Source organism: Pseudomonas sp. 34 E 7 (assembly GCF_900005715.1).
GTDB lineage: Bacteria > Pseudomonadota > Gammaproteobacteria > Pseudomonadales > Pseudomonadaceae > Aquipseudomonas > Aquipseudomonas orientalis_A.
This window is the reverse complement of the sequence record NZ_CVTX01000099.1, coordinates 72,212-96,347: the sequence shown is the minus strand read 5'-3', so window position 1 is coordinate 96,347 and position 24,136 is coordinate 72,212. Positions and strand designations below refer to the sequence as shown.

The window sequence follows — 24,136 nt, the reverse complement described above, 5'->3', positions numbered from 1 at the left end:
TCTTTCGTTTCTGGAGAGTACCCCATGGCCGATATCGCCATTTTTGAAGACGATGCATTCAGCGTCTCCTCGCTGACCGCTGCTATCAATGAACAGGAATACCTGCCAGGCCGTATCAGCAGCCTTGGCCTGTTCCGCGAAGAGGGCATCAGCACGTTGACCGTGCAGATCGAGAAAGACGGCGACACCCTGGCCCTGGTGCCATCGGGCGAGCGCGGCACCTCGGGCCTGGTGGTTGGCGGGACCAAGCGCACGTTGATCCCTTTCAACACCGTGCATCTCCCTGAGCGCTTCACCATCAAGGCTGATGAGATCCAGGGCATCCGCGCCTTCGGTACCCGCAGCGAATTGCAGGCCGTGCAGGATGTGGTCAACAAGCGCCTGGCAAAGGCCCGAAGACAGCTGGATGCCACCCACGAATTCCAGCGCATGGGCGCGTTGAACGGGCAGGTGCTGGACGCCGATGGCAAGACGGTTCTGTTGGATATTTATAAATCCTTCGGCGTGAATCGCCAGAAGCTACCGATGGGCTTGAACAGTCCAGATACCGAGCTGCGGGTCAAATGCGGCGAAGCGCTGGATATGCAGGAAGAAGCCCTCGGCAGCGTCACCAGCAGCGGCTCCCGCGCCATGTGCGGCAAGAACTTCTGGAACAAGCTGATCGTCCACAAGTCGGTCAAAGAGACTTACCTCAACACCATGCAAGCCGCGTCTCTACGTGGCGATGCCCGTGAAGCCTTCGAGTTCGGCGGGATCGTCTGGGAGCGTTATCGCGGCAAAGTCGCTGGTGTTGCGTTTGTCCACGACGACAAGGCGTTGCTGATCCCCGAGGGCGTCCCTGACCTGTACATCTCGTCCTTCGCACCGGCCGACTACATGGAAACGGTCAACACCCAGGGCATCCCGTACTACAGCAAGATCGAGCCGCTGCCGTTCAACAAGGGTGTGGCCGGCGAAGCCCAGTCGAACCCGCTGCATCTGTGCACGCGACCTCGGGCGCAGATCCTGCTGGAGATGTGATCGTGGCCTTCCGCGATCTGATCGACGACATCGACGACGTGGTGTTCGAAACCCTGGGCGACAGCGCCGTAATCGAGGGGTGCCCGGAGCCGGTGCTGGGTATGTTCTCGGCACCCTGGAAACAGCCTCAGTTCGGCAAGCTCAACACTGGCCTGCGGGAGCCGCGCTTCGAGATTCGCGTCAAGGATTCGGATGGCTTGGTCAAAGGCCTGCGGGTCAGCGTTGATCTGCCGGCGTTGGATGGCGGTGGCGACTATGACCTGTTGCAACTTGAACCTAACGGCAACGGTCTGGTGGCGTTGATTTTGAGGAAGCGGCCATGAGCATCGGTAGCTATACCCAGCAGAAGCGCGACGGCGGGATGCTCACTATCCAGCCGTCGGCAGTGCATGTTCAGGCGCTGAAAGAGTTCGGCGACATGGTGCCCAAGGCGGCAGCGGCGGCTCAGCGGCGTGCAATCAACAAAACCATCCGTTGGTTGCGCACCCACATTGCACGGGCTGTCGGCAAGCAAGAACGCATCGCTATCGGCGCCGTCCGGCAACGGCTTCGGGCGTACCCGGTGACCGGCGGCGATATGCGCGGCAAGTTGTGGTTCGGTATCAATGCCATCGAGGCCAGCCGCGTCGGGCGTGCGCGGCAAACCGGCGCGGGTGTTTCAGTCGCCGGCCGGCGTTACCAGGGGGCTTTCTATAAGAAGGTTTACGGCAGCAATGCTGATATCTGGATCCGCACGTCGAGCAAACATTTCAACACCACCGATTACCCGGATGCCGCGCAAGGTGGCAGACGCTCTGGCTTCGTCGAAGAAAACGACAACCGCTTCCCCCTGGCGAAGGCCAAGGTGTCGTTGGAGCAAGTGCGGCCGCACTTTGATGCCTGGGTGAAGCGTGCGGACGAACGCCTGCTGGAGATCCTCACGCAGGAACTCAACTTTGAACTGCAGAAGTATTTGAAGGGGACGCCGCGTGTCTGATGAAACGTTGAGCCTCGACCAGCTTTATCAATCTATCGAGCAGCACCTGCAGGCGCATCTGCCAGGTGTTCAAACCGTTGCTGCCTGGCCGAACATTGAGGATCACATCCCGTTGCCGGCGGTGTTCCTGGAGATGTCCGAGATTGAGCCGGGGGCTGATATCGGAACCGGCGAAACCACCATGATCTGCAAGTTCGAAGCGCGGATCATCGTTGACCCCATTCGGGCTAATCATCATCGCCAGGTGGTGCAGCTGGTGACCCAGCTGATTGTGTTGCTGCGGGCACAGAACTGGGGCCTGGAGATCGAATGCGCCGAGTTTATTCAAGCGGTGCAGGACTGGACCCGTCCTGAGCTGGATGGTTACACGGTCTGGCTGGTGGAGTGGAATCAGACGATTTATCTCGGTACCGAAGAGTGGCCTTGGCCGGATGAACCGCCGGGTACGCTGTTGATAGGTGTCAGCCCGGATATTGGCCCAGGCAGTCGAGATCAGTATGTCGCGCCGGAGTTGCTGGCATGAGCTACGCCAGCGGGGAAAGCGACCGCATGATCGCGGCCATGCTGATGGATTGCGTGGTGGCTGCCGTTGATACGACGGCCTCGCCGCCGGTTGTCAGGGTCAGGGCAGGGGAGTGGACCAGCGCCTGGGTGCGCTGGCACAGCGTCGCTGCTGGTAAGGCTCGGCACTGGCGAGTCCCCAGCCTGGGCGAGCAAGGCAAACTATTTAGCCCCAGTGGCAACCCGGCAATGGGTACTTTTATTCCTGGGCTGTATGGCGATGCTGGTTCGCCGCCTGACAACCGGGATCATGTTGAGGTGTGGCGGTTTGATGATGGCGGGTCGCTAGTCTATGACTGGCAGGCCAGTAGCTACAGCATCACGTTGCCTTCCGGGACCGTCACCATCAAGGTCGGCGGCACCGTAGCCACGGTCACTGATAGTGCTGTCACGGTGGTGTCCGGGGACATCGGCCTCACCGGCAATGTGACGATCACTGGGCCGCTGACGGTGACGGGTGATATCAACGGTGCCGGCAAAATCATTGATGCGGGTGGCAATACTGCAAATCACAAACACTGATTAACCGCTTATTTCTGCCCGCCGCGTGCGGGCGTTTTCATTTCTGGAGTTTGCCCACATGAACAAGCCCAAGTCGGACGAGCAGCCGGCCGCTCCCCAGTCATTGCCAGCATCGAAGGTAGAGCCGTCACCGAAAGCTGTCGGCCTGCCTCGCCGCTTTCGCGACACCGTGTTCACCTCGCGAACGCTGATCACACCGCACGGCCAAAGCCTGGTGGTTATCAGGGGGCTGGTGACCGCTGAGACCTCTGATCATTACGAATTTCTTCAAAACCATCCTGACCTCGAACCCGCGCCGGAGTAACCCAGATGATCGGAATGGATCGCCGCACTGGGCAGCCCATCTCCGGCATCGAGCATCTGCGTCAGTGCATTGAAGACATCCTGACCACCCCGTTGGGCAGCCGACGGCAACGGCCCGACTACGGTAGCCAGTTACGCCGCTTCGTCGACCTACCAGTTACCGAAGGTTGGAAAAGCGCAGTCCAGGCCGAAGTGGCACGGGCGCTGGGGCGCTGGGAGCCCCGGCTCAGTATCAGCCAGGTGCGCGTGGTGGCTGTTTTAGATGGCCGAATAGAGTTTGAACTCAAGGGCCTGTTCAAGGGCGAAAACGCGCTACTGAGGGTCGCCGCATGAGCACTGTGGATTTATCAGCGCTGCCGGCGCCGCCTGTGCTGGAGGATCTCGACTTTGAGCAAACCTACGCCGAGGAACTGGCCGCATTTCGTTTGTACATGGGCGAAAACTGGACCGCCGAGCTGGAAAGCGATCCAGTGGTCAAGCTGTTGGAGTTGGGCGTTTACCGGCGCATTCAGAACCGGGCCCGTGTAAATGACGGGGCCAAAGCACTGCTGTTGGCCTATGCCATTGATGGCGATCTTGATCAGTTGGCTGGCAATGTTCGACTGCAGCGCCTGGTGATTCAGGAAGAAAACCTCAATACCGTTCCCCCGACGCCTCGGGTGATGGAATCCAACGACGCACTGCGCGAGCGGGTGCAATTGGTGTACGAAGGGCTGACAACCGCCGGCCCACGCAACAGCTACATTCTGCACGCCCGTAACGCGTCGGCCCTGGTGGCGGATGCCACGGCTGAAAGCCCATCCCCTGCAGAGGTGGTGGTCACCGTACTGCACCTGCAGGGCAATGGGGTCGCCCCGCAGCCGCTGCTGGATGCGGTGATGAAATACCTCAGTGATGACGACATCCGGCCTGTAGGTGATCGTCTCACGGTGCAAAGCGCCGAGGTCATTGAGTACCGTATTGATGCGGTGCTGCACATGGCCGGTACCGGCTCGGAAAACGAGGCGATCCTGGCTGCGGCTGAGCAGCGCTTGGCGAGCTGGGTCAATCCTCGGCGTCGGTTGGGTGTCGAGGTACCGCGTTCGGCCATCGACGCGCAGCTGCATATCAGCGGCGTCGGTCGGGTGGACCTGCCAAATTGGCAAGACATCAAGCCGACCAAGTACCAGGCGGCTTATTGCGTCGGCTTTACCGTGAAGCTGGGAGGGCCGTCGTGAAAAGCCTACTGCCTATAAACAGCACTCAACTGGAACGGGCCATTGAAGCGGCGACCGACGAAGTCACTGATGTGCCGTTACGCACTTTGTACAACCCTGACACCTGCCCTGCGCACTTGCTGCACCAATTGGCTTGGGCCTGGTCGGTCGACCGCTGGGACAACAACTGGTCGGAAGCAGTAAAGCGCTCGGCCATACGCTCAGCGTTCTACGTACATGCACACAAGGGCACCATCGGCGCGTTGCGCCGGGTGGTTGAGCCGCTCGGTTACTTGATTGAAGTGCAGGAGTGGTGGGAGACAAACCCCAAAGGTGTTCCGGGCACTTTCGCTTTAAAGGTTGGCGTACTGGAAACGGGTATCACCGAGGAGATGTACCAAGAGCTGACCTGGCTCATCGATGACGCCAAGCCGGTCAGTCGACACATGACGGGCCTTGCGATCAGCCTTGAATCCAGTGGAGCCATAAAAATCTTCGCCAGTGCGTACGACGGCGACGAAATCGATGTGTACCCACCCGTGCTGCAGGACATAGAAGTCACAGGCGTTATCGGTGGCGGTGGGCGTGAGCATTCCATTGATGCACTGGACATTTACCCGCCTTCACAGAGCGTTATCTCGGTTGATTGCGTGAAAGGTGTATCGGGCCGCGAACATTCCATAGACTTTTTGGACGTATATCCATGATTGATGCCAATTCAAAGTTCTACGCCATCCTGACTGCGGTCGGGGAGGCGAAACAGGTCAAGGCCGATGCTGGTTTGCTGACTTGGAAAATCACCCACATGGCGGTGGGCGATGCCAATGGCACTGATCCGCTGCCAGACCGCCTGCAGAAAGTGTTGATCAACGAGCGACGCCGAGCGCCCTTGAACTCGTTGGCACCGGATCCGGCCAACTCGGCCATCTTGGTTGCTGAGCAGGTTATTCCGGCTGATGAAGGCGGCTTCTGGGTGCGTGAGCTGGGGTTGTTTGATTCGGATGGTGACCTGGTGGCAGTTGCCAACTGTGCGCCGAGCTTCAAACCCAAGCTATCTCAGGGTTCTGGGCGTACGCAAACACTGCGTATGAACTTTGTAGTTAGCAGTTCAAATAACATCGTGCTGAACATTGACCCGGCAGTGGTTCTAGCGACACGTAAGTATGTTGACGATTCGTTAGCTAGCGCTGTGCAGCGGCTGGATAACAAGCAGTCGGTATTGGTGGCGACCACCATGTCGATGGTCTTGGCAGGTGTCCAAGAAATCGATGGATTGGCTGTGCCTGCCGGTTCTCGCGTGCTGGTTAAGGATCAAGTCCAGGCAAAGGACAACGGTTTGTACCTGGTCGGCGCTGACAGTTGGGTACGCACGGTTGATGCCGACAGTAGCGATAAAGTGACGCCAGGTTTGCTTGTCACAGTCGAGCGTGGTACTGCCAACGCCGACACCGTCTGGCAACTGATCACTGATGGCCCGATAGTCTTGGGTACAACACCTCTGACTTTCCAATGGGCCGCTGGGCAAAACGTTCCAACACCTGCCGTTGATGACAGATCTAAACGTAGTGCCAACACCGAAGCGGTGCGGACTCAGATAGAAAGCCCTAAACAGGCGTTTCCTGTTCACGTCTACCGAAAAAATCGACTGATCAATGGCGCCTTTCAGGTCTGGCAGCGGGGTAAGTCTGGCGTTATTGGCAAAGCCAACGGTGACCCTGAAAGTGCTTTCGGCCCGGACCGCTGGATGATTTACAGCCCAAAGAACGCCATGTGTAATTGGAGCCAGCTGCCACTTGAGCAAGATGCAAATATCAACGAAGCAAAGTTTGGCCTGCGGCTTTCGCGCCAAGGTGAGGGGCAGGGTTGGAACCTTAGTCAGCGCATCGAGAATGTCGAAACACTGGCCGGCGGAAAGGTCACCGTATCGTTCTATATGAAAACCAGCGTGCCACATACGTGCGCTGTGATTCTTCGTCAAAACTTTGGGGTTAACTCAACCGAGCCGAACGTCGATGTGGGTACCTCGGTGGAACTGACAACGGTCTATAAAAAATACGTTGTCACCCTCGACTTGGGCGCCGTGGTGAACAAGAACAAGGGTGTCGCCAATGACTTTCTAGAAGTTATCTTTGCCAGTTGGGGAACGGGTGCCCACTACACGGACATTACCAATGTCCAGATTGAAACTGGCAGCGTGGCGACACCTTACGACTACCGGACCTATCAGGAGGAGCACCGCGCATGCCTGCGTTATTTTGAAAAGTCATTCCTCCAGGATCACCCCATCAAATCGAACAATGGGCCGTCGACCTGCATAGCGACCTTTACACAAGCCGCCGCTGCACAGTCTTCACAGTCGGCTTTGCGTATGGATTTTCGAGAAATCAAACGCGTCGTTCCAACGTTGAAGTTGTATTCACCGGGTGAGCAAACATCGGAAGTATGGGCGCAATCGCTTGGTAAGCCGTGCACTCTGACCAATATTCAAAGTTTGTGGGCAACTGGATTTGCATTGTCATGTGTGCCGCCGAGCGGCTCCGTGCCTGGCTACACGCTTCAAATCGAGTGGACGGCAGACGCTGAACTTTAAGGTGATCTCATGGATAACATTCAGTACAAACACAGTCTGGCCGGTGTGCAGCGATTGCCCGATAGCGTGTTTATTCCCAACGACATGGGTAATAAGGACTGGGTCGCTTATATAGGTTGGGTGACAGAGGGGGGGCAGACGCTACCGCTTTCAACCGCTGATGATGATGCCAATGCCGAACGCCGTTGGCGCGATGGTGAGCTGGAGTCGGTCAAATGGATGCGCGAGCGCCACCGCGATGAGTTGGAGTTAGGTAGTGCCACGTCACTGACAACGGACCAGTACGGCGAGCTTCTTGCCTATATGCAGTTCCTTCGCGACTGGCCCCAGTCAACGAAGTTTCCGACTCAAAAATACCGGCCCAAAAAGCCTGGCTGGATCGACCAGCAAACTCTTTAGCGCTCCGCATAGCCGGGGCGTTTTTGTATCCGCCGCTTAACCCCTCTAAGCCTCGCTCATGCGGGGCTTTGTCATTTCTGGAGAACTCACACTATGGCCTCTTCCGGTCGTTTTCATGGCGTTACCGTCACCCTGGTGGATACAGGGGCACGGACCATTGCGCTGCCGTCGTCGTCCATTATTGGGCTATGCGACACATTTACTGTGGTGCCAGCGGCATCCGCGAAACCCAACGAACTGACGCTGATCACCAGTGAGCGCGAAGCGGTTGCCGCTTGGGGCGAAGACTCGGCAATCACACGTGCATGCAAGGCGATTTTCGTCCGTGCGAAAGCCGTGGTGATCGGCTGCGGTGTCGCCAAAGTTGAAGACCCTGCCCAGCAAACCTCCTCAATCATTGGCGGTGTCCTCGCGTCCGGGCAGCGTACCGGCATGCAGGCATTGCTGGACGGCAAGAGCCGATTTAACGCCCAGCCGCGGCTGCTGATTGCCCCTGGTCATACCGCGACCCAGGCTGTTGCAACTGCGCTGGATGCGTTGGCTGGCAAGCTTCGGGCACTGGCGATTCTCGACGGGCCGAACACCACGGACGAAGCCGCAATGGCCTACGCCCAGGAGTTCGGCAGCAAGCGCTGCTTCCTGGTCGATCCGGGCGTGCAGCTGTGGGACACGCTGCAGAGCAAAACCGTCAACGCGCCGGCCTCTGCCTTCGCCGCTGGTTTGTTTGCCTGGACGGATGCCGAGTATGGCTTCTGGTCGTCGCCATCGAACAAAGAGTTCGTCGGCATCACTGGCACCTCGCGGCCGGTCGAGTTTCTGGATGGCGACGAAACCTGCCGGGCCAACCTGCTCAACAACGCCAACATCACCACCATCATCCGCGACGGCGGGTATCGCTTGTGGGGTAACCGTACGCTGTCAGCGGATCCCAAGTGGGCGTTTGTTACCCGTGTGCGCACGGTCGACATCGTCATGGACGCAATCCTGGCGGGGCACAAGTGGGCGGTCGACCGTGGCATCACCAAGACCTACATCAAGGATGTCACCGACGGCCTGCAGGCATTCATGCAGGACCTGAAAAACCAGGGCGCGGTGATCAACTTCGAGGTGTTCGCCGACACCGAACTGAACACCGTCAGCCAGCTAGAGCAGGGCAAGGTTTACTGGAACATCCGTTTCACCGACGTACCGCCTGCCGAGAACCCGATTTTCCGGGTCGAGGTCACCAATCAGTGGCTCACCGAAGTCCTGGAAACCGCTGCCTAAGGAGGCTGCTCAATGATTCCTCAAGTGCTTTTCAACACCAACCTGTTCGTCGACGGCATCAACTTCAAGGGCGATGTGCCCAGCCTGAGTTTGCCGAAGCTGGTGGTTAAAACGGACGAATATCGTGGTGGCGGCATGGCTGGCCCTATCGAGATGGACATGGGCCTGGAAAAGATGGAGGCCAGTTTCACCACCAACGGCGTACGTCGCGAGGCCATGAAGTTTTTTGGGCTGTCCGATCAAACCGCCTTCAACGGGGTTTATCGCGGTTCGTTCAAAGGGCAAAAAGGGCAGACCACAGCAGTGGTGGCGACCTTGCGCGGCATGCTCAAAGAGCTGGACCCAGGCGACTGGAAGGCAGGCGACAAAGCCGAGTTCAAGTACTCGATTGCCGTCAGCTACTACAAGCTGGAGATCGCCGGCCGCCTCATTTACGAAATCGACATGGTCGCCTCGATCCGCGTGATCGACGGTGTGGACCAACTGGCATCCATGCGCAGTGACCTGGGTCTCTAAGGAATTTATCGAATGGCTACCCCTGAACTGAAAAAGCTCCCTACCTGGCTGAAGCTCACCGCCGAAAACGCCACTATCACCTTGTCTCGGCCCTCTGAGGTCAACGGCGTGACCGTCGATACCCTGACTATTCGCTCACCCACAGTGCGCGAAGTGCGCGCTGCTGATCGTGCCTCGGGCGACGACGAAGAGCAGCGCGAGCTGATGCTGTTCGCCGGCCTTTGTGAAGCAGGCCAGCAGGATCTGGAGGGCCTGAAGCTGGTGGACTACCACCGCCTGCAGGCCGGTTATTTTCGCCTGGTGCAGGACGACGGGGTTTAACCCCGCACTGTTGAAACTGGCGGCCAAACGCTTGGCGGCGGAAACCGGATTTTCCGCCGCCGAGATTCAGGCCATGCCGTTTGCCGAGATGGTCTGGTGGCTCTCGGATTGAGCCTCCTACCGTAATCACTCGCTACAGGGAGCCACGACATGGCAAACAAACTCGCGCTCGGCCTGGTAATTGGCGGCGCCGTCAGCTCCACGGTGGGCACGGCCTTCAAGGATGTGCAGGGGCGGATCAAGCAACTGGAAGCTCAAGGCACCAAGGCTCGGGTGCTGCAGCGAACGATTGGCGACACCATCCGCCTGCGGGAGGAATGGAAGAAGGCCAATGACAGCGGCGCCGCTGGTGCCAGTACGTTGCTGCGCAAATTGGAATCCAACCTCAGCACCCTGAAAAAGCAGGGTGTCGAGGTGCGTAACCTCGCCAAGGCTTATCAAAGCATGGAACAGGTCGCTCGCAAGGCCGACCTGAAAGCCACCGGGTACTCTCAGATCAAAGATGGCAAAGAGGGGCTTACCGGCACGTTGGGCAAGGCGGCGGCTGCTACCGCTTTGATCGCCATTCCCACCAAGGTATCGGCCAACTACCAGACGCAAATCCGGCAGATGGCGCTGTGGGCACACACTGCCGGCACAGACGCCGAACAGAAAATGGCCGACAAGATCAGTGAGGTGGCCGCGAAGAAGGGGATGGGGCAGCAGGCTCTCGCTCGGGCGGTCGGTGGCTTGATCGAGAAGGGCATCGACTGGGAGGAGTCGGTGGACTACGCGCCGCTGATCGCTGACCTGGTCGACGGCCAGGGCATGGAGGCCGCAACTATCGCCACCTTGTTCAGTGCCTTCAAGGAGGCCGGCGTCAAGAAGGAGGACATGGGCGCAATGTTGGGCCAGGTGGCCGCTGCGGGTGACATTGGCGCGTTTGGTCCCAAGGATATGGCCAAGTACATGCCAGCATTGCTCGGCACGATTAAACGCTTGGGCATGGAAGGGCCGGAAGCCGTGCGTTTCCTCGGTGCGAGCCTGCAGTCGCAGTTCTCGCAAACCCAGGACGCGGCGGCGGCTGCGACCAACATGAACAACTTGCTCAACGCGGTGATCAGCAGCACCAGCCAGGAGCGGTTCGCAAAACAAGGCTATGACCTGACGAGTTCGATTCTGGCCGCTACCAAAAGCGGTAAGGCGTCCAACCCGGTTGAAGCCTTCATCATGCTCAGTGAACAGCTGATCCAAAAACAGGATCCTGCCACGGCCAAGAAGGTCGCGGCGCTTAAGGCCAAGATCAAGGCGTCCAAGGATGGCAGCGCCGAAGAAGAGCAGGCGATGGTCGCGCTGATTCAGGCAGCGGGTTTGGCGAATATCGTCAGTGACCAGAGCGCCAGTGATGGCTTGCTCGCCCAGATCAAGTACGGCAACACGATCAAAGACAACATGACCACCATCAAGAAAACCGATGGTAAGGCCAAGATCGAGTCCGACGCGGCAAAAGCTCGTGAGACATCCAACGCCAAGTGGAGCGCGGCGACATCGAGCATGGAAGCGACGATGACCAGCCTCGGTGATGCGTTACGACCGCTCACCGACCTGGCGGCCGATGGCTTGACCAAAGTTGGCAATAGCATTGCCGGCCTTGCCAATGAATTTCCGAAAATCGTCAGCGGTACGACGGTAGCTATTGGTGCGATTGGCGCAGCAGTGGCAGCATTTCAGACATTCAAGATCGGCAAGGGCCTGATTAATTTGGCGCGTGGCGGTTTGGGCGGAAAAGCAGTTGGTGTGCAAAAGGTGTTTGTCACCAATTCGAATCCAGACGGCGTCCGTACAGGCAGGGGCAAAGGCGGTACAACGTTGTCGGTGGTGGAAAAAGGGCTGAAAGCTGCCGCCGCCTTACGAGGTAAGGGTGGTCCTGGGGCTGATCCGAAGGCGGGTGGTTTGGATCCTGTTGCCACGGGCATTGATGTCGTCTCGATGATTCAAGACGCGGTGGGTGGTGGAGGGGAAGCCGCAGAGCCGGTGGGCGGTATTCAGCGTGTGTTTGTCGTGAATATGGCGTCCATGGGCGGCATGGGTAATTCTCGCTCGGCACGACGTCGCAACCGAAAACCTCCTGTTCCTCGGGCTTCGCGTCGGCGACCAACGGCACCGCCACGGTCACCGCGTCCGGTTGGTCCGGCACGCGCACCTGCGCTTGCACAGCGTCCGCCGGTTAAGCCACGTAGGCCGGCTATTCGGCCTACGACACCTCCCGTGCCTGCGCCGGCTTTACGGCCACCGGTTCCAGCGCCTCGCCCTCCCGTTATGCCTGGGCCTGGAACGAAGATGCTGACCTCGGTCGCCGGAGGTGTCGGTAAGGTTGGCAAAGCGGCCAAAGTGGTTCCGGGCGCCTCCTTGGTCGAGGCCGGCAGCATGGTGCTCAACACCTACCTGACCGCTGAAACGCAGGACGAAAAAGCGGAGGGCTATGGTGAGGCCGCCGGAACACTTGCCGGCACCATGGCGGGTGCGGCTGCGGGCGCTGCCATTGGTTCAGTGGTACCCATCATTGGCACAGCCATCGGCGGCATGGTGGGGGCATACCTTGGGAGCATGGGAGGTCAGCAACTGGGGGGCTGGGCTGGATTGTCGATGTTCGGCAGTGACAAACCCAAAGCGACCGCTGCACCGATTACGCCGATGTTGATGGCGCCGCGACCTGGGCCAGCGGTACCCAGCCTGGCAACGATGGCGAATAATTTCGCTGCTCGGCAACCTGTTGTTGTGGCGACTCAGCCAGCACCTGCAGTGCAGGATATCGGAACGGCTGTCGCTCCCTTGTCACCGGTCATAAAACCGCTGATTCAGGCGGTACCGGTGCCGGTAAATAGCCTCGCCGCGCCTCCGGTGCGGCAGCAGGCGCTGGTTGCAACAGCAACGCCGAAGCCAACGGCACCGATGATGATGTCAATGGGGCCGGCGTTGGGTGACGTCACTCGCTCACTGGCGGCGCCTGTTGCTCCAAAACCCGCCAATCTGGTTATTCAGGCGTCTGCGGCACCTAAGCCAGAGCCTGCACGGGTGGACCAAAAGTTCAGCTATTCGCTGAACATGCCGGTCACGGTCGAGGGTGATGCCAAGGATCCGCAGCAATTTGTTCAGCAGCTTCTACCCCTGATGCAGCGCGCACTGAATGACGCCGCACAGCAGGAAGCCCGACGTAATCTCTACGATGACGCCCATACATAAGGAGGGATCATGGAATATCTGGAGCAGATGCAGTCCGGCTTCAAATACCTGGTCAGCGCGGGCGAGGCGGGCCGGCGGAGCATTGATGGGATTATGGGACCTGTAAACGGCGCGATCAGCGAGATCACGGGTGCGGCTGCTGAGCTTGAAAATGTGCCGTTCCTACCGCCAGGTGCAGGTGAAAAACTCCAACGTGTCATGCGGGGGATTGGTGCAGCACAGGCCAAGGTCGGCGCAGTGGTTGAGACATACAGCCGAGCTTCGCGGGCGGCCTCTCAAATAGATGAGCGCCTGGGTGTCCTCAAAGAACAAGCCGCCAAGGCCGGCGCGGCTATTAACAAGGTGGCCGGGAAGGTCAGTCCATCGCTGGCAAACGTTCTACCGACCGAAGCCCTGGGGCTATCTCAGACTCCTCTCGCTGAGGCCGTGAAGCCGTTTCCTCACCTGCTGATCATCCAGCCGCTCAAGCCAAACACCCAACCCTACTACTTCAACCTGGATACGGCGGCCTTCGACGAGTTACGCCGGCAGACGGAGTTTCGCTGGGCTGCGCAAGAACGCCTCAGCCGTCGACCGGCGCAGCAGGCCATTGGTATGGGCGAGGAAAAAATGACCCTAAAAGGCTCGATCTTTCCGGGCTTCAAAGGAGGGCTCAAGCAACTGGACACCCTGCGCAGCATCGGTGCCCAGCTGCTGCCATTGACCCTCACCACCGGATATGGGGAAGTGCTGGGTACCTGGTGCCTGAAGAACCTCGACGAAGAACAGAGCGCGCTGCTGCAGGGCGGGATCCCGCGAAAGCAAGTATTTACCCTGGAGTTTGTACGATATGGCGATGACCTGCAGAACGTCTGACGGCGACGTGCTGGATACCCTGTGTAACCAGCTTTACGGGCACCTCAACGGCACCGTGGAGGCGGTGCTGGCCCACAACCAAGGACTGGCCGACCAGCCGCAACCGCTCAAGGCCGGGTTGCTGATTGTCTTCCCAGACCTTCCTCCGGTCACGGACGAAACCGTGCAGCTGTGGGACTGATGGCCGATTGCCCCATAGGGCTGTCGCCGATAGACTCGCCCTTTTTGGATCGAGCGCGGGACGCCTCATGGAAAGATCAACAGCGTTAAGGACGGTAAAACGGGGCATCTGTGCTGAATTGGACTATCGGATGAATTGGATTTTCTTCGGCATTGTGGGGGCGATTCTCCTGGCCTTCATTCCCATCGTTGGTTGGTTTTTGGCCGTAGGTGTGATCCTCGCCACGCTGTGGAAAACCTTCGGTTTCCGTGAAACCCAGGTGGTCGGCAGTTGCCCGGCGTGTACCAAGTCGATGGTCATTGAGCCGAAGACCGACGTCTTCGCCTGCCCTGTGTGTCAAAGCTGTATTGCTGTTCGAGAGGACAGCCTGGTGGTGCTCGACATCAACTGAGCACCCATTCATGACGAAGCCCCGCAATGCGGGGCTTTGTCGTTTCTGGGGTATCGAGATGAAACCAACTTTTAGAATTGTCGCGGACGGGACCGATATCACGGCCCTGATCAACGACCGCCTGCTGTCCCTGCGTACCGTCGATAAACCCGGCATGGAGTCGGATGATTTCGAGCTGCGTATCGATGACCGCGATGGTGCGGTGTCACTGCCCAAGCGCGGTGCCGGCATTGAGATCTACCTGGGCTACGCCGGCAACAGCCTGACGCGCCTGGGCCGCTACATCGTGGATGAGGTCGAAGCATCCGGCCCGCCGGACACCATCGTCATTCGCGGTAAAGCCAGCGACATGCGCGGATCCGGCAAAACCACCCGTACCGGTAGCTGGGAAAACGTCACCCTTGCGCAGATTGTCACCGACTTGGCCGCTCGCAACGGCTGGCAACCAGTCTGTTCCATCACTACTGTGGTGCCTCGGGTCGACCAGATCGGCGAATCCGACTTCAACTTTATCACCCGCTTATCCAAGCAATACGACTGCACCGCCAAGGTCGCCGACGGCAAGCTATTGGTGATGCAGCGTCAAGCGGGCCAGAGCGCGAGCGGCAAAACCCTCGGAGTGGTCACCATCAAGAAAAGCGATGTCAGCCGCTGGCAGTTTCGTTTCGCTGATCGCACCACGCAAAAGGCGGTCAAGACACGCTACCAGGACAAAAAGAACGGCGAACTGGTAACCCTGGAGCTGGGCAACGATGACGCCCCGGAAGGCATGCCGCCGGTACATACCGACCGACATATCCACCCCAACAAGTCTGCAGCGGAACAGGCCGCCAAGGCACGGCTGAATGCGTTCAACCGTTCTTCTGCAGCAGTTCGGCTGGAGATGGTAGGGCGCACCGACTTGTTTGCCGAGCGCCATATCAACGCGCAGGGCTTCAAGGACGGATTGGATGGGGACTTTTTGGTGGACTCGGTGGAACAGGTGTTCACCCAGGCCGGCTGGTCCACCACGGTCGAGTGCAACGCCGGCAAGAAAGGCAAGGCTAAGGCCAAAGGTAAGAAACAGAAAAAGCCGCTCACGGTGCTGACAGTGCCGTGACCGCCTAACGCAATCGACAGACCCGCAACGACGAACTCAGGAGGCGCCATGCCAATCACCGAGCAACAACTTCAACGCATCATGCCCAACGCCCGCCGCCAAGCGGGCGTTTTTGTATCTGCTTTAAATGCAGCGATGATCAACAGGAAGATCAACACACCCAAGCGCCAAGCCGCATTCCTCGCCCAGGTCGGCCACGAGTCAGGCCAGTTGCAGTACGTACGCGAACTGGGCAGCGATCAGTACCTCAGCAAATACGACACCGGCGCCCTAGCGGCCAAGCTCGGTAACACTCCCGAAGCCGACGGTGATGGTCAGCGCTACCGTGGTCGTGGCCTGATCCAGGTCACCGGTCACGACAACTATCTGCGCTGCAGCCTGGCGCTGTTTGGCGATGAACGATTGTTGCGCACGCCGGAGCTGATCGAGCAGCCGCAATGGGCAGCAGAGTCGGCGGCGTGGTTCTGGTCGGTGAATGGGCTGAATGCGCTCGCGGATCAGGACCAGTTCAACACCATCACCCGCCGGATCAATGGCGGCCTCAACGGCCTGGAGGATCGGCTGCAGCTGTGGGGCAGGGCGAGGGCAGTGTTATGCGTCTCTTCGACCTGATCCCCGCGCAGTTTCGAATCGCTGTCGTCGGCGGCTTGTTGCTGATGGTCGCCGTCGGCTCCGCGGCGTTGGCCTGGACTGTGCAGGACTGGCGTTATGGCCGTGTGTTGGAGCGCCAGGCCCGGCTGCAGGCGGACACCCTCAACGAGATCTCCAAAGCGTCTGCTGACCTGCAGCGCATCGAGCAGGAAAAACGCCTGGCCCTGGAGCTACGCCTGCAGAACAAAGATGAAACCCACCACAAGGAACTGACTGATGAGCAAACCAAGCAGGCTCGCCTGCGTGATCGCCTGGCTACTGCTGATCTGCGGCTGTCAGTCGTACTCGCCGCCACCGAAACCACCGGCAGCTGTGCAATGCCAACCACCACCGGCACCGGCCGCGTGGTTCATGGCACCACAAGAGCCCAACTTGACCCAGCGCATGCTCAACGAATTATCGGCATCACCGATGTCGGCGACCAAGGATTGATCGCCCTGCGAGCCTGTCAGGCTTACGCAAAAGAAGTTTCTACACCGAAGTAAAAGGAGCGGCCGGGCAGGATGCGTCAACATCCTACCCGGCCACCTTCCCCGCAGATCGTCCCTGCAAGTCCAGCCAAGGCTCCTGCTTCGTGCACAAAGCGAAGCGAGCCTAGCACTGTTTATCCATACAGCAAAGGTCTTGCTTTTTATGTCTACACCCATCATCCCTTGGATGGGCGGCAAACGCCGCCTGGCCGACCGCCTTATCCCGCTCTTCCCGCCACACGAATGCTACGTTGAAGTGTTTGCCGGCGGCGCCGCGCTCTACTTCATGCGTCCCCAGGCTGCACCGGTTGAGGTCCTCAACGACATCAACGGCGACCTGGTGACGCTGTACCGCGTCGTGCAGAACCACCTTGAAGAATTCGTCCGCCAGTTCAAATGGGCGCTCAGTTCTCGGCAGGTGTTCGAGTGGCAGAAGATGACCCGCCCTGAAACTCTCACCGATATCCAGCGCGCCGCTCGATTTTTCTACCTGCAGCACCATGCCTTTGCCGGCAAGGTGACGGGGCAGACGTTTGGCACCGCGACCACTGGTCCAGCGATCAACCTGCTGCGGATTGAGGAAAACCTATCTGCAGCGTGGCAGCGTCTGTCAGGCACCTATGTGGAAAACTTGGGTTGGCTTGAATGTGCCGAGCGCTACGACCGTGCCCATACCTTCCACTACATGGATCCGCCTTACTGGCAGACGGCCGGATATGGCGTGGATTTTCCCTTTGAGAATTACGAACGCATGGCTGACTTCATGCGGCGCTGCAAAGGCAAGGTGATGGTCAGCATCAACGATCACCCTGATATCCGGCGGGTGTTTGAGGGGTTTCACTTTGAGATGGTGGACATTCGATACACCACATCGAACCAACGGCAAGGAAAGAGTGAGGTTAGCGGTGAACTGGTGATCATGAACTGGGAGCCCGCCGCATTGGGAGGTCTGTTCTGATAGCATCAAACATCTTTGGGTGGCACCGGCAGCAGTAAGTCAGCCCCCTGGTTTTTCACACTCCCCACTGCTTTGCTAACGGCATACCACTCAAAGTCCTCCACAGGCTGGCAACATTCCTTTGCTATTTCCTCGGCGCGGGCTGGAGTAAGGCTGGGATCGATCCATTCCCTGGCATGCTCAGGTGTCAGCACCAACGGCTTGCGGTCGTGGATGTCCACCATGCCCTGGTCACTGGCGGCGGTGATGATCACGAATCCGTCGCCGTCGTGGGGATCCAGGCCAGGATGAACTTGGGCAAGCGCGCCAAAGAACATGGGTTTCTGACTCTTCAGGCGAATGAAGTAGGGCTGCTTTCTCTTCGGTTCGTCAGGGTCTTTGACCCACTCATACCACCCTTCACTCGGCACCAGGGCTCGGCCATTTGGCCAAAGTTGCTTGAAAAACTTTCCCGTGGTGACCGTCTCTACACGGGCGTTGATCGGATCGGGGCGCTTGCCCTTGGCCCAGAACGGCGCCCATCCCCATTTGACTGCATCGATATGCAGCCCATTCTCTGCTGCGTGCAGTATTTGCACCCGTGTCGACGGGGCGACGTTGTAGCGGTCAATAGACTGAGCGTCGTAACCGCTGAACAGCTCTATCTGGGGGCTCAGTTCTTCAATAAAGATCGCCATCCCTTCGTACTGCACGAATCGTCCGCACATACGCACCTCTCCGCCTGTCGAAATTTCCTACAGAAAAATTGACCGCAAGCGTCCTACAAAGTTAACTGTACATTCGTACAGTATCTGTAAAAGGCCGCATCATGAGCTTCACCATTCTAGGTCCTATCGCTGAGGCAGGCGCGGAGCTGCCTATGTGTTCGTTCCAGGTCCCAGCCGGTTTTCCATCGCCGGCAGCGGATCATATTGAACAGCACATCTCATTGGATGAGGTTCTGAATATCCGCGCACCTCATGTGTACCTGGTAGCAATCACCGGGGAAAGCATGCAGGGGATTGGTATCTTCGAAGGTGATCTCGCAGTAGTGGATCGTGCCATTGAGCCTGCTCATGGGCATGTGGTGGTGGCGCTGCTGAACAATGAGCCCGTCTGCAAGCGTCTATGTAAGCGCGGCCGGGAGGTGGTCCTGCTGTCGGAGAACCCCAAATATCCGGCGCGTTACGTTCTCGAAGGTGATGAGCTGTCTATCTGGGGTGTGATCACCAGCACAGTGCGCAGCCATGTCTAAGCAGCAACCGACCTTTGCGCTGGTCGACTGCAACAGCTTCTACGCCAGTTGCGAGCGGGTATTCCGGCCGGACTTGGCGAAGGTGCCCATCGTGGTGCTGAGCAATAACGACGGCTGTGTCATTGCTCGCAGCTACGACGCCAAGCCGTTCATCAAGATGGGCGAGCCGTATTTCCAGATCAAGCACAAACTCAAGCGACACGGCATTGTCGCGTTCTCCTCCAACTATGCGCTGTACGGCGACATAAGCGAGCGCGTGATGAGCCTGATCGAGTCATTGGTGCCGGCAGTTGAGGTTTACAGCATTGATGAGGCATTCGCCGATCTGACCGGTGTCGGTGGTTTAGATGCCTTAGGTCGGCAGATCCGCGCTCAGGTACTTCGCTGCACCGGCATACCTGTTGGTGTGGGTATCGCTCATACAAAGACCCTGGCGAAGCTGGCAAACCATACCGCGAAGCGCCTGCAATCGCAGACCGGTGGCGTGGTCAATATCACCGACCCGGTTAAGCGGGACTGGGTGCTGCGTAATACGGACGTGGCGGAGGTGTGGGGCGTTGGCCGAAAGATGAAATTTCACCTTGATACGATGGGCATAAAGTCTGCAATGGACTTGGCGAAGGCGGACCCATGGACGCTCCGCAAGAAGTTCAGCGTTGTGATCGAGAAGACTGCCAGGGAGCTGGGCGGCACGCCTTGCTTGGAGCTGGACGAGCCGGATCCGCCAAAGCAGGAGATCTGCTGCAGTCGTATGTTCGGCCAGCGGCTGACGGAGCTGCCGCCTATCAAAGAGGCGGTAGCCACCTACATGATGCGAGCTTCTGAGAAGCTTCGCGCCCAGAATTCGCTGTGTAAGAAAGTGCGCGTTTGTATCCGTACTGGCATGTTTAACCCGGAGGAAGCGAAGTACGCGAACGGTGTGGTGGTGGATATGCCGTATCCCACTGACGACGTGCGTTTGCTCACTCAGGTAGCGGTTGGGGCGCTTGATCGAATATTTCGAACTGGCTTTAAGTACAGCAAGGCTGAGGTTATGTTGCTCAATCTTTGCCAGCAAGGTGAGTACACCGATGATTTGTTCGCTACGTCTCAGCCGGCGGAAGCGACACGGGTGATGAACGTGCTGGACCAGATCAACGCACGATGGGGGAGGGGGGCTCTGCGGCCGGCCAGTGTGCCAACGGACCCTGAATGGGGTATGAGGCGCGGGATGTTGAGCCAGAGTTTTACGACGAAACTCGATCAACTCTGGTCAGTGACTTGTAAGTAACTAAGAATTTTGGGCTATAAACCTTAGAACCTTTCAGCAGTATTTACATAGTAGTTATCATTGTCAGAAAGGATCCTCATTGTCTCTTTCTGTTGCTGGTGGTGTAAGGTGGTGCAGTAAGAGTTTAAGTTTGCCAAGTAGCTCGTCAAAGGTTACGACGTCAACGTCCTTGCAGGCGTGACGAAATATATCAAAACACCGTCGTTGCTCTGCTTCGGTTGGAGTGATACCAGCAATAACGATACAGCTTATTGTGTCCGGCAAAGAATTTTTTAGATTTGATTGGTGATAAAGCCAGTTGTTCTGCAGCGACGCTTTCTGAAATAAAACTTGTGTGACTGCTCCACTAAGCTCTGCGTGTGGGCCGTAAACCTTGTCGTTGCGGTAAGCTTTTGTTTGCATTAGTGGGCTAGAGGGTTTTTTGATCTCGATAATTGCTAGTGATTGACCTAGCTCCCTAAATAAAAAATCTCCAATCTGGGAGCCTGAGCCATCTAAGTGAGAGCTTTGAGCGTGGAACTGGGCGTGAAGTAGTTTCACAGGTCGGGCGAATAATAGTGACAGTATGAAAATATTTTCCTCAAAGAAAGTCTGCCATTGTGCTTCCGGTAGTGACAGACTTAATTTTTTTTCAAAACGTTCAATCATGGTGGCGAGGGTTACCCGCTCGATCTCTGCATGTAAGTTGATCAGTTCACGAGGTGAATCCCTCGCTATCTGTTCGGCACTCTCTCGCACAGTTCGAATTGAAGCTTCGCGCTTATGTCGCTCTGCCGCTGGCGAAGGCCTATTGCCTACCATACGGTACTCAACTAGCTCTCCAGTAGAGGTCAATTGTGCATAGGCGGGGAAACGTTCGGGGGATAGTTTTGCAAGGATCTCATTTCGAACGTGCCACTGTTTGGCTATGTGAATACGCTCTCGCAGCTTTCTGTCTGTTCTTACGAATATACGCCTCATTTCGTCTAAGCAGTCCCTTGGGATTCGGGCTGTACCCTCGACAATCTCCAGTTTGCTGTCTTGGGTGATTACAATACTTTCGATGTCAGGGAGTCGAACTAGTCCATGCCACAAGGGGTCTAGTTCTTTCGCTAGTCCTAAGCCATATGCACACTCATTCCATACTGGGCGTGGCATTTGCCAATCGATGAGTATCAGCGCTTGGTCTTCAGCATCGGGAAGATCGTAGCTGTCCATTTCATAAGTTATGGTTTTGATGCGGCCATGCCTACGAGAAAGGTATCGTTTTGCGTGAGGATTTGTGAAAATCGGAAATGTTACGATCCTATCTGAGAAGATTCGCGCTATCTTGGGCCACTTAGTACCTACGTCGGGATACCAGACGTCTGGTTCGTCCAACGAGAAAAAAGTCTGCATGTAGAGATCTTTGCACGCTACCCCCTTTTCATCAGCTGAAAGCAAGCGAAAGTCCGGGTTCAGAATTGCTTCGGAGTCATACATAAAATATTGCTCCCACATTAAAACCCATATGTTTTCCAGTCGTAAAACGCCATAAGTCGGCGAAAGTGGTACCTGTTATTGCAACTGATAAGATGATCATAGTTTGCACGTAGATATTCCGATAATACTTGAGAGTCTGCATTAGGTAGCAGGGGTGTCATACTGACTATTTCGGACTCTGATGCAGTAGCAAGGAACTCTGGAAAAGGCATCTTCGAGTATCTCACGGTCTGAAGAGGGCTTGCTGTTGCGAAGTCTTCTGCTTTCCTATTGATGAGACGGTCAAGCTCGAGTCCTGATTTTTCGTAGTCTGCTTTACAATTTATGCCGAGTTCCCGCAGATATTTGAACACCGGAACAAACTTTGTTTGCTTAGGTAATAGAGATAGTGTTGTTTCGACAAGTTTTTTCGGATCAAAGTTTTTGTTGTTTGAAATTAAGTCTTCGAAGATATCACCAATTGAGATGCCTTTGTATCCAGTTTCGCCTACCTTTCCTATCACGCCAAGCCCAAATACGATTTCAATATCGTTCTCGTCTTGGATTTTATCGTAATCAACGACAGCGATTTTCTTGTCAGGATTCTGTCCTTTTACAATTTCGTAAACGCGCTCTTTACAAAATCGAAGAACTCTTGCTGGGAGCTTGCGCTCGAACTGAGCAATGGCATCGTAAACAGGTGTATAGTTTTTTGTTTTTACAACTTTTACAGGGATCTGGATGGAGTCAAATTGAAGATAGGATGTTTCAATGATAGGGCCGCCAATAGGTTCGTTCCTATCAATAAATATTAAGTTGTCTCTGAGCTTGGCTATGTTTTCTTTACCAATACAAAGTGATATTGATTTAAGAAGATCCCGGATGTTAGTGTCTGAAATTGAATAGCCTATGAATACTACTGGATGCTCTACAAATATAGTAATCAATTTAGATGCTAGATAAGCATTGCGGTTGTTGTAGTCGTGATAATCGGTTTCTGTTAAAATGAGCGAGTCTGGAACGCTGCAGCATCCGTGGATCTTATAGATCTCTCCAATGTTCATGGTGTTGGAAAATAGGAGTTCTTTTTGGCCGATGTATACGGTATGGTCAGGAAAAAGACTTTCAGTGAATACATCCCAGTTAGTAGTAATTATTCCGTCTACATCGCATTCTTTTAGTGCGTTAATTTCCTCTAAAATAGTTTGCGGTATCTCATTTAAATGTTTGTGTTGAAGGTAGTCACATATTTCTAGGCGAAGCGGTGACGTTCTATCGTTTATGAGATGTGCGGAATGTTCGCGCTTTATCGCATACTCATCATGACCCCACCACAAATCATGGAAATCATCAGCGATGAGTTGAGCTGATTTAGGGGTGTCATTGTTAGCGCTACTTTTGTAATACGCGTAGGGTTTGCCGGTCAAACAAAATCGACTGAGCAACCCCTCCCAATCCTCAAGGCCTATGTATCGCCTCGAAAAGCCGGAGCCGAGAAACAAAAAAGGGCCGGATGATCTTTGGGAAAATACGGAACTGAGTTCTGCTTCGATGTCCATATGGCAGCCATCCTTGAACGAGAGAAAATTGGTAGGGACAGTATCGGGCATTGTGCTATCACACTGGAAAATGAAGTGTGATTAAGAGAGATGATCTGGTCAATGGGGGGACGTCGATCGGGACAGGCAGGGTAGCTTCCGAATTGAGTCAAAGGAGCAGGGAAAGGTGTTTCAAAATTGGAATATTGAATCCCCCCCCGATTTCATTGACACGATGAAATCGGCTCTAAATCCATATTTTATCTGTCCGAGTTCACCGGAAGTCGATACCGATGCTCAATGAGCGTCGGCTTTGCCCGATTGCGGCCTGTCACAAGTTTTCATATTGCCCATCACTAGGCTTGTCCGACGCGAACGTGAACTCTGGGGGAGTGAAGGGGCTGGGGCAAAAATGGGGCAAACCACACGCCAATCTATGCCATTCAATGCCCATTATGCATTTGTGCAACCTATCCCACGTAAGCCTCGCAGCCAGTAATCACGGGCCTATTCTCCAAAATCCCCCACATACCCCTACACAATTGGGGTGTGCTTTGTCAGAGACGATTAGTTCGTAGCTTCGCCAAGCCCTGCTTGATGTGCCCAGCGTTTTCGCCGATCACGAATAAAGCGCCACGTACGTTGTCACCAACCTCATCCATGCCTTGCTTTTCGCTTTGGAGAGCCAACTCCATCAGAGCTGCTTCCAACGCGAGCTGATTCTCGTACATTCGTTCAAGCAAATCTGGGAGTGAGTATTCCCCTGCCATGTGTGTCACCCCGCCTAAAATGGCTAAGCATAGCAGTGGCCTAGTAAATTGGTACTTGCTTAGAAATTGCTACGAGGAAGGCTGCTCACCGCCTCGAAAGCAGGGGGAGTGGCGGTTTTGGGGAGGGCTACGTCAAATCCATCATCGGATGGATGGTTTAACTGGGTTTCCTGCGGTCGTATGCGATCCTACGCTGCCTTCCGCGAAGGGCAGCAGTCGGCCAATAGCTGCCATTTGACGTCTACGAAACCATGAGCGATTCAGTTTTCCATTCTGCAGGCTATCTGTATCAAGCTGCTATCGCTCATCATCTCCTGATATGGTTGCGATATGCTCCTGAATTTTTTTGAGCTAAAGGTGCAGAGAAGGCACCAGTCGCATCAAACT

Annotated in this window: 28 protein-coding genes; 24 read left to right on the top strand and 4 right to left on the bottom strand. The window is 56.3% G+C overall.

Going from position 1 to position 24,136, the window contains the following annotated elements:
* The first annotated feature begins 24 nt into the window (after positions 1–24).
* The 22 genes from BFP96_RS07365 to BFP96_RS07260 all read left to right on the top strand — a co-directional run bounded on the left by BFP96_RS07365 (position 25) and on the right by BFP96_RS07260 (position 17,497).
* Positions 25–1,020, top strand: coding sequence for a major capsid protein (locus BFP96_RS07365; RefSeq protein ID WP_043046677.1), 996 nt, complete (start codon positions 25–27; stop codon positions 1,018–1,020).
* Between the two features lie 2 nt (positions 1,021–1,022).
* Positions 1,023–1,343 (top strand): head-tail joining protein, encoded by a 321-nt coding sequence (locus BFP96_RS07360; RefSeq protein ID WP_065935937.1) that lies wholly within the window; start codon positions 1,023–1,025, stop codon positions 1,341–1,343.
* On the top strand, positions 1,340–1,996 hold the full coding sequence (locus BFP96_RS07355) for a phage tail protein (RefSeq protein WP_065935936.1): 657 nt from the start codon (positions 1,340–1,342) through the stop codon (positions 1,994–1,996). The genes BFP96_RS07360 and BFP96_RS07355 overlap by 4 nt, the downstream gene beginning before the upstream one ends.
* The gene (locus BFP96_RS07350) at positions 1,989–2,519 is read left to right on the top strand and encodes a hypothetical protein (RefSeq protein WP_065935935.1); all 531 of its coding nucleotides are present in this window, start codon (positions 1,989–1,991) and stop codon (positions 2,517–2,519) included. The genes BFP96_RS07355 and BFP96_RS07350 overlap by 8 nt, the downstream gene beginning before the upstream one ends.
* Positions 2,516–3,079, top strand: coding sequence for a phage baseplate assembly protein V (locus BFP96_RS07345; RefSeq protein ID WP_065935934.1), 564 nt, complete (start codon positions 2,516–2,518; stop codon positions 3,077–3,079). The genes BFP96_RS07350 and BFP96_RS07345 overlap by 4 nt, the downstream gene beginning before the upstream one ends.
* Positions 3,080–3,137: 58 nt before the next feature.
* Complete coding sequence (locus BFP96_RS07340) at positions 3,138–3,383, top strand: hypothetical protein (RefSeq protein WP_065935933.1); 246 nt, start codon at positions 3,138–3,140, stop codon at positions 3,381–3,383.
* A gap of 5 nt (positions 3,384–3,388) precedes the next feature.
* Positions 3,389–3,715: a GPW/gp25 family protein gene (locus BFP96_RS07335; protein ID WP_043046683.1), complete on the top strand. Its 327-nt coding sequence runs from the start codon at positions 3,389–3,391 to the stop codon at positions 3,713–3,715.
* Positions 3,712–4,599, top strand: a complete 888-nt coding sequence (locus BFP96_RS07330) for a baseplate assembly protein (protein WP_065935932.1) — start codon at positions 3,712–3,714, stop codon at positions 4,597–4,599. Before BFP96_RS07335 ends, BFP96_RS07330 begins: the two co-directional genes overlap by 4 nt.
* Positions 4,596–5,285 (top strand): phage tail protein I, encoded by a 690-nt coding sequence (locus tag BFP96_RS07325; protein WP_065935931.1) that lies wholly within the window; start codon positions 4,596–4,598, stop codon positions 5,283–5,285. The genes BFP96_RS07330 and BFP96_RS07325 overlap by 4 nt, the downstream gene beginning before the upstream one ends.
* Positions 5,282–7,168, top strand: coding sequence for a phage tail protein (locus BFP96_RS07320; protein ID WP_065935930.1), 1,887 nt, complete (start codon positions 5,282–5,284; stop codon positions 7,166–7,168). The genes BFP96_RS07325 and BFP96_RS07320 overlap by 4 nt, the downstream gene beginning before the upstream one ends.
* A 9-nt stretch (positions 7,169–7,177) precedes the next feature.
* Positions 7,178–7,567, top strand: a complete 390-nt coding sequence (locus tag BFP96_RS28915) for a phage tail assembly chaperone (RefSeq protein WP_139113361.1) — start codon at positions 7,178–7,180, stop codon at positions 7,565–7,567.
* A gap of 93 nt (positions 7,568–7,660) precedes the next feature.
* Complete coding sequence (locus BFP96_RS07310) at positions 7,661–8,833, top strand: phage tail sheath subtilisin-like domain-containing protein (RefSeq protein ID WP_065935929.1); 1,173 nt, start codon at positions 7,661–7,663, stop codon at positions 8,831–8,833.
* A gap of 12 nt (positions 8,834–8,845) precedes the next feature.
* Positions 8,846–9,349, top strand: coding sequence for a phage major tail tube protein (locus BFP96_RS07305; protein ID WP_043046688.1), 504 nt, complete (start codon positions 8,846–8,848; stop codon positions 9,347–9,349).
* Between the two features lie 12 nt (positions 9,350–9,361).
* Entirely contained in the window at positions 9,362–9,670 is a 309-nt protein-coding gene (locus tag BFP96_RS07300) for a phage tail assembly protein (RefSeq protein WP_056845384.1), read from the top strand.
* A gap of 150 nt (positions 9,671–9,820) precedes the next feature.
* Positions 9,821–12,892: a phage tail tape measure protein gene (locus tag BFP96_RS31145; RefSeq protein WP_083216600.1), complete on the top strand. Its 3,072-nt coding sequence runs from the start codon at positions 9,821–9,823 to the stop codon at positions 12,890–12,892.
* A gap of 9 nt (positions 12,893–12,901) precedes the next feature.
* Complete coding sequence (locus BFP96_RS07290) at positions 12,902–13,747, top strand: phage tail protein (RefSeq protein WP_065935928.1); 846 nt, start codon at positions 12,902–12,904, stop codon at positions 13,745–13,747.
* Positions 13,722–13,928 (top strand): tail protein X, encoded by a 207-nt coding sequence (locus tag BFP96_RS07285; protein ID WP_043046728.1) that lies wholly within the window; start codon positions 13,722–13,724, stop codon positions 13,926–13,928. Before BFP96_RS07290 ends, BFP96_RS07285 begins: the two co-directional genes overlap by 26 nt.
* 130 nt (positions 13,929–14,058) lie before the next feature.
* A complete protein-coding gene (locus BFP96_RS07280) occupies positions 14,059–14,319 on the top strand; it encodes a hypothetical protein (RefSeq protein WP_043046692.1) in 261 nt (86 codons plus the stop codon).
* A 58-nt stretch (positions 14,320–14,377) separates the two neighbouring features.
* A complete protein-coding gene (locus tag BFP96_RS07275; protein ID WP_065935927.1) occupies positions 14,378–15,418 on the top strand; it encodes a phage late control D family protein in 1,041 nt (346 codons plus the stop codon).
* A gap of 48 nt (positions 15,419–15,466) precedes the next feature.
* Entirely contained in the window at positions 15,467–16,030 is a 564-nt protein-coding gene (locus BFP96_RS07270) for a glycoside hydrolase family 19 protein (RefSeq protein ID WP_065935926.1), read from the top strand.
* A complete protein-coding gene (locus BFP96_RS07265; RefSeq protein WP_065935925.1) occupies positions 16,012–16,554 on the top strand; it encodes a lysis system i-spanin subunit Rz in 543 nt (180 codons plus the stop codon). Before BFP96_RS07270 ends, BFP96_RS07265 begins: the two co-directional genes overlap by 19 nt.
* Positions 16,555–16,702: 148 nt before the next feature.
* On the top strand, positions 16,703–17,497 hold the full coding sequence (locus tag BFP96_RS07260) for a DNA adenine methylase (protein ID WP_065935924.1): 795 nt from the start codon (positions 16,703–16,705) through the stop codon (positions 17,495–17,497).
* Between the two features lie 5 nt (positions 17,498–17,502).
* Here the strand turns inward: BFP96_RS07260 and BFP96_RS07255 are convergent, their stop codons facing one another.
* Positions 17,503–18,204, bottom strand: coding sequence for an SOS response-associated peptidase family protein (locus tag BFP96_RS07255; RefSeq protein WP_065935923.1), 702 nt, complete (start codon positions 18,202–18,204; stop codon positions 17,503–17,505).
* A gap of 101 nt (positions 18,205–18,305) precedes the next feature.
* Between BFP96_RS07255 and BFP96_RS07250 the strand changes: the two genes are divergently transcribed.
* Positions 18,306–18,731 (top strand): LexA family protein, encoded by a 426-nt coding sequence (locus BFP96_RS07250; RefSeq protein ID WP_065935922.1) that lies wholly within the window; start codon positions 18,306–18,308, stop codon positions 18,729–18,731.
* On the top strand, positions 18,724–20,001 hold the full coding sequence (gene umuC / locus BFP96_RS07245; protein WP_065935921.1) for a translesion error-prone DNA polymerase V subunit UmuC: 1,278 nt from the start codon (positions 18,724–18,726) through the stop codon (positions 19,999–20,001). Before BFP96_RS07250 ends, umuC begins: the two co-directional genes overlap by 8 nt.
* Before the next feature lie 63 nt (positions 20,002–20,064).
* Here the strand turns inward: umuC and BFP96_RS07240 are convergent, their stop codons facing one another.
* The 3 genes from BFP96_RS07240 to BFP96_RS07230 all read right to left on the bottom strand — a co-directional run bounded on the left by BFP96_RS07240 (position 20,065) and on the right by BFP96_RS07230 (position 23,749).
* On the bottom strand, positions 20,065–21,462 hold the full coding sequence (locus BFP96_RS07240) for a Shedu immune nuclease family protein (RefSeq protein WP_065935955.1): 1,398 nt from the start codon (positions 21,460–21,462) through the stop codon (positions 20,065–20,067).
* 17 nt (positions 21,463–21,479) lie between these two features.
* Positions 21,480–23,000 carry an SIR2 family protein gene (locus BFP96_RS07235; protein WP_065935920.1) on the bottom strand — a complete coding sequence of 507 codons (1,521 nt, stop codon included), beginning with the start codon at positions 22,998–23,000 and terminating at the stop codon, positions 21,480–21,482.
* A 536-nt stretch (positions 23,001–23,536) separates the two neighbouring features.
* Positions 23,537–23,749 (bottom strand): hypothetical protein, encoded by a 213-nt coding sequence (locus BFP96_RS07230; protein ID WP_043046698.1) that lies wholly within the window; start codon positions 23,747–23,749, stop codon positions 23,537–23,539.
* Positions 23,750–24,136 lie beyond the last annotated feature (387 nt).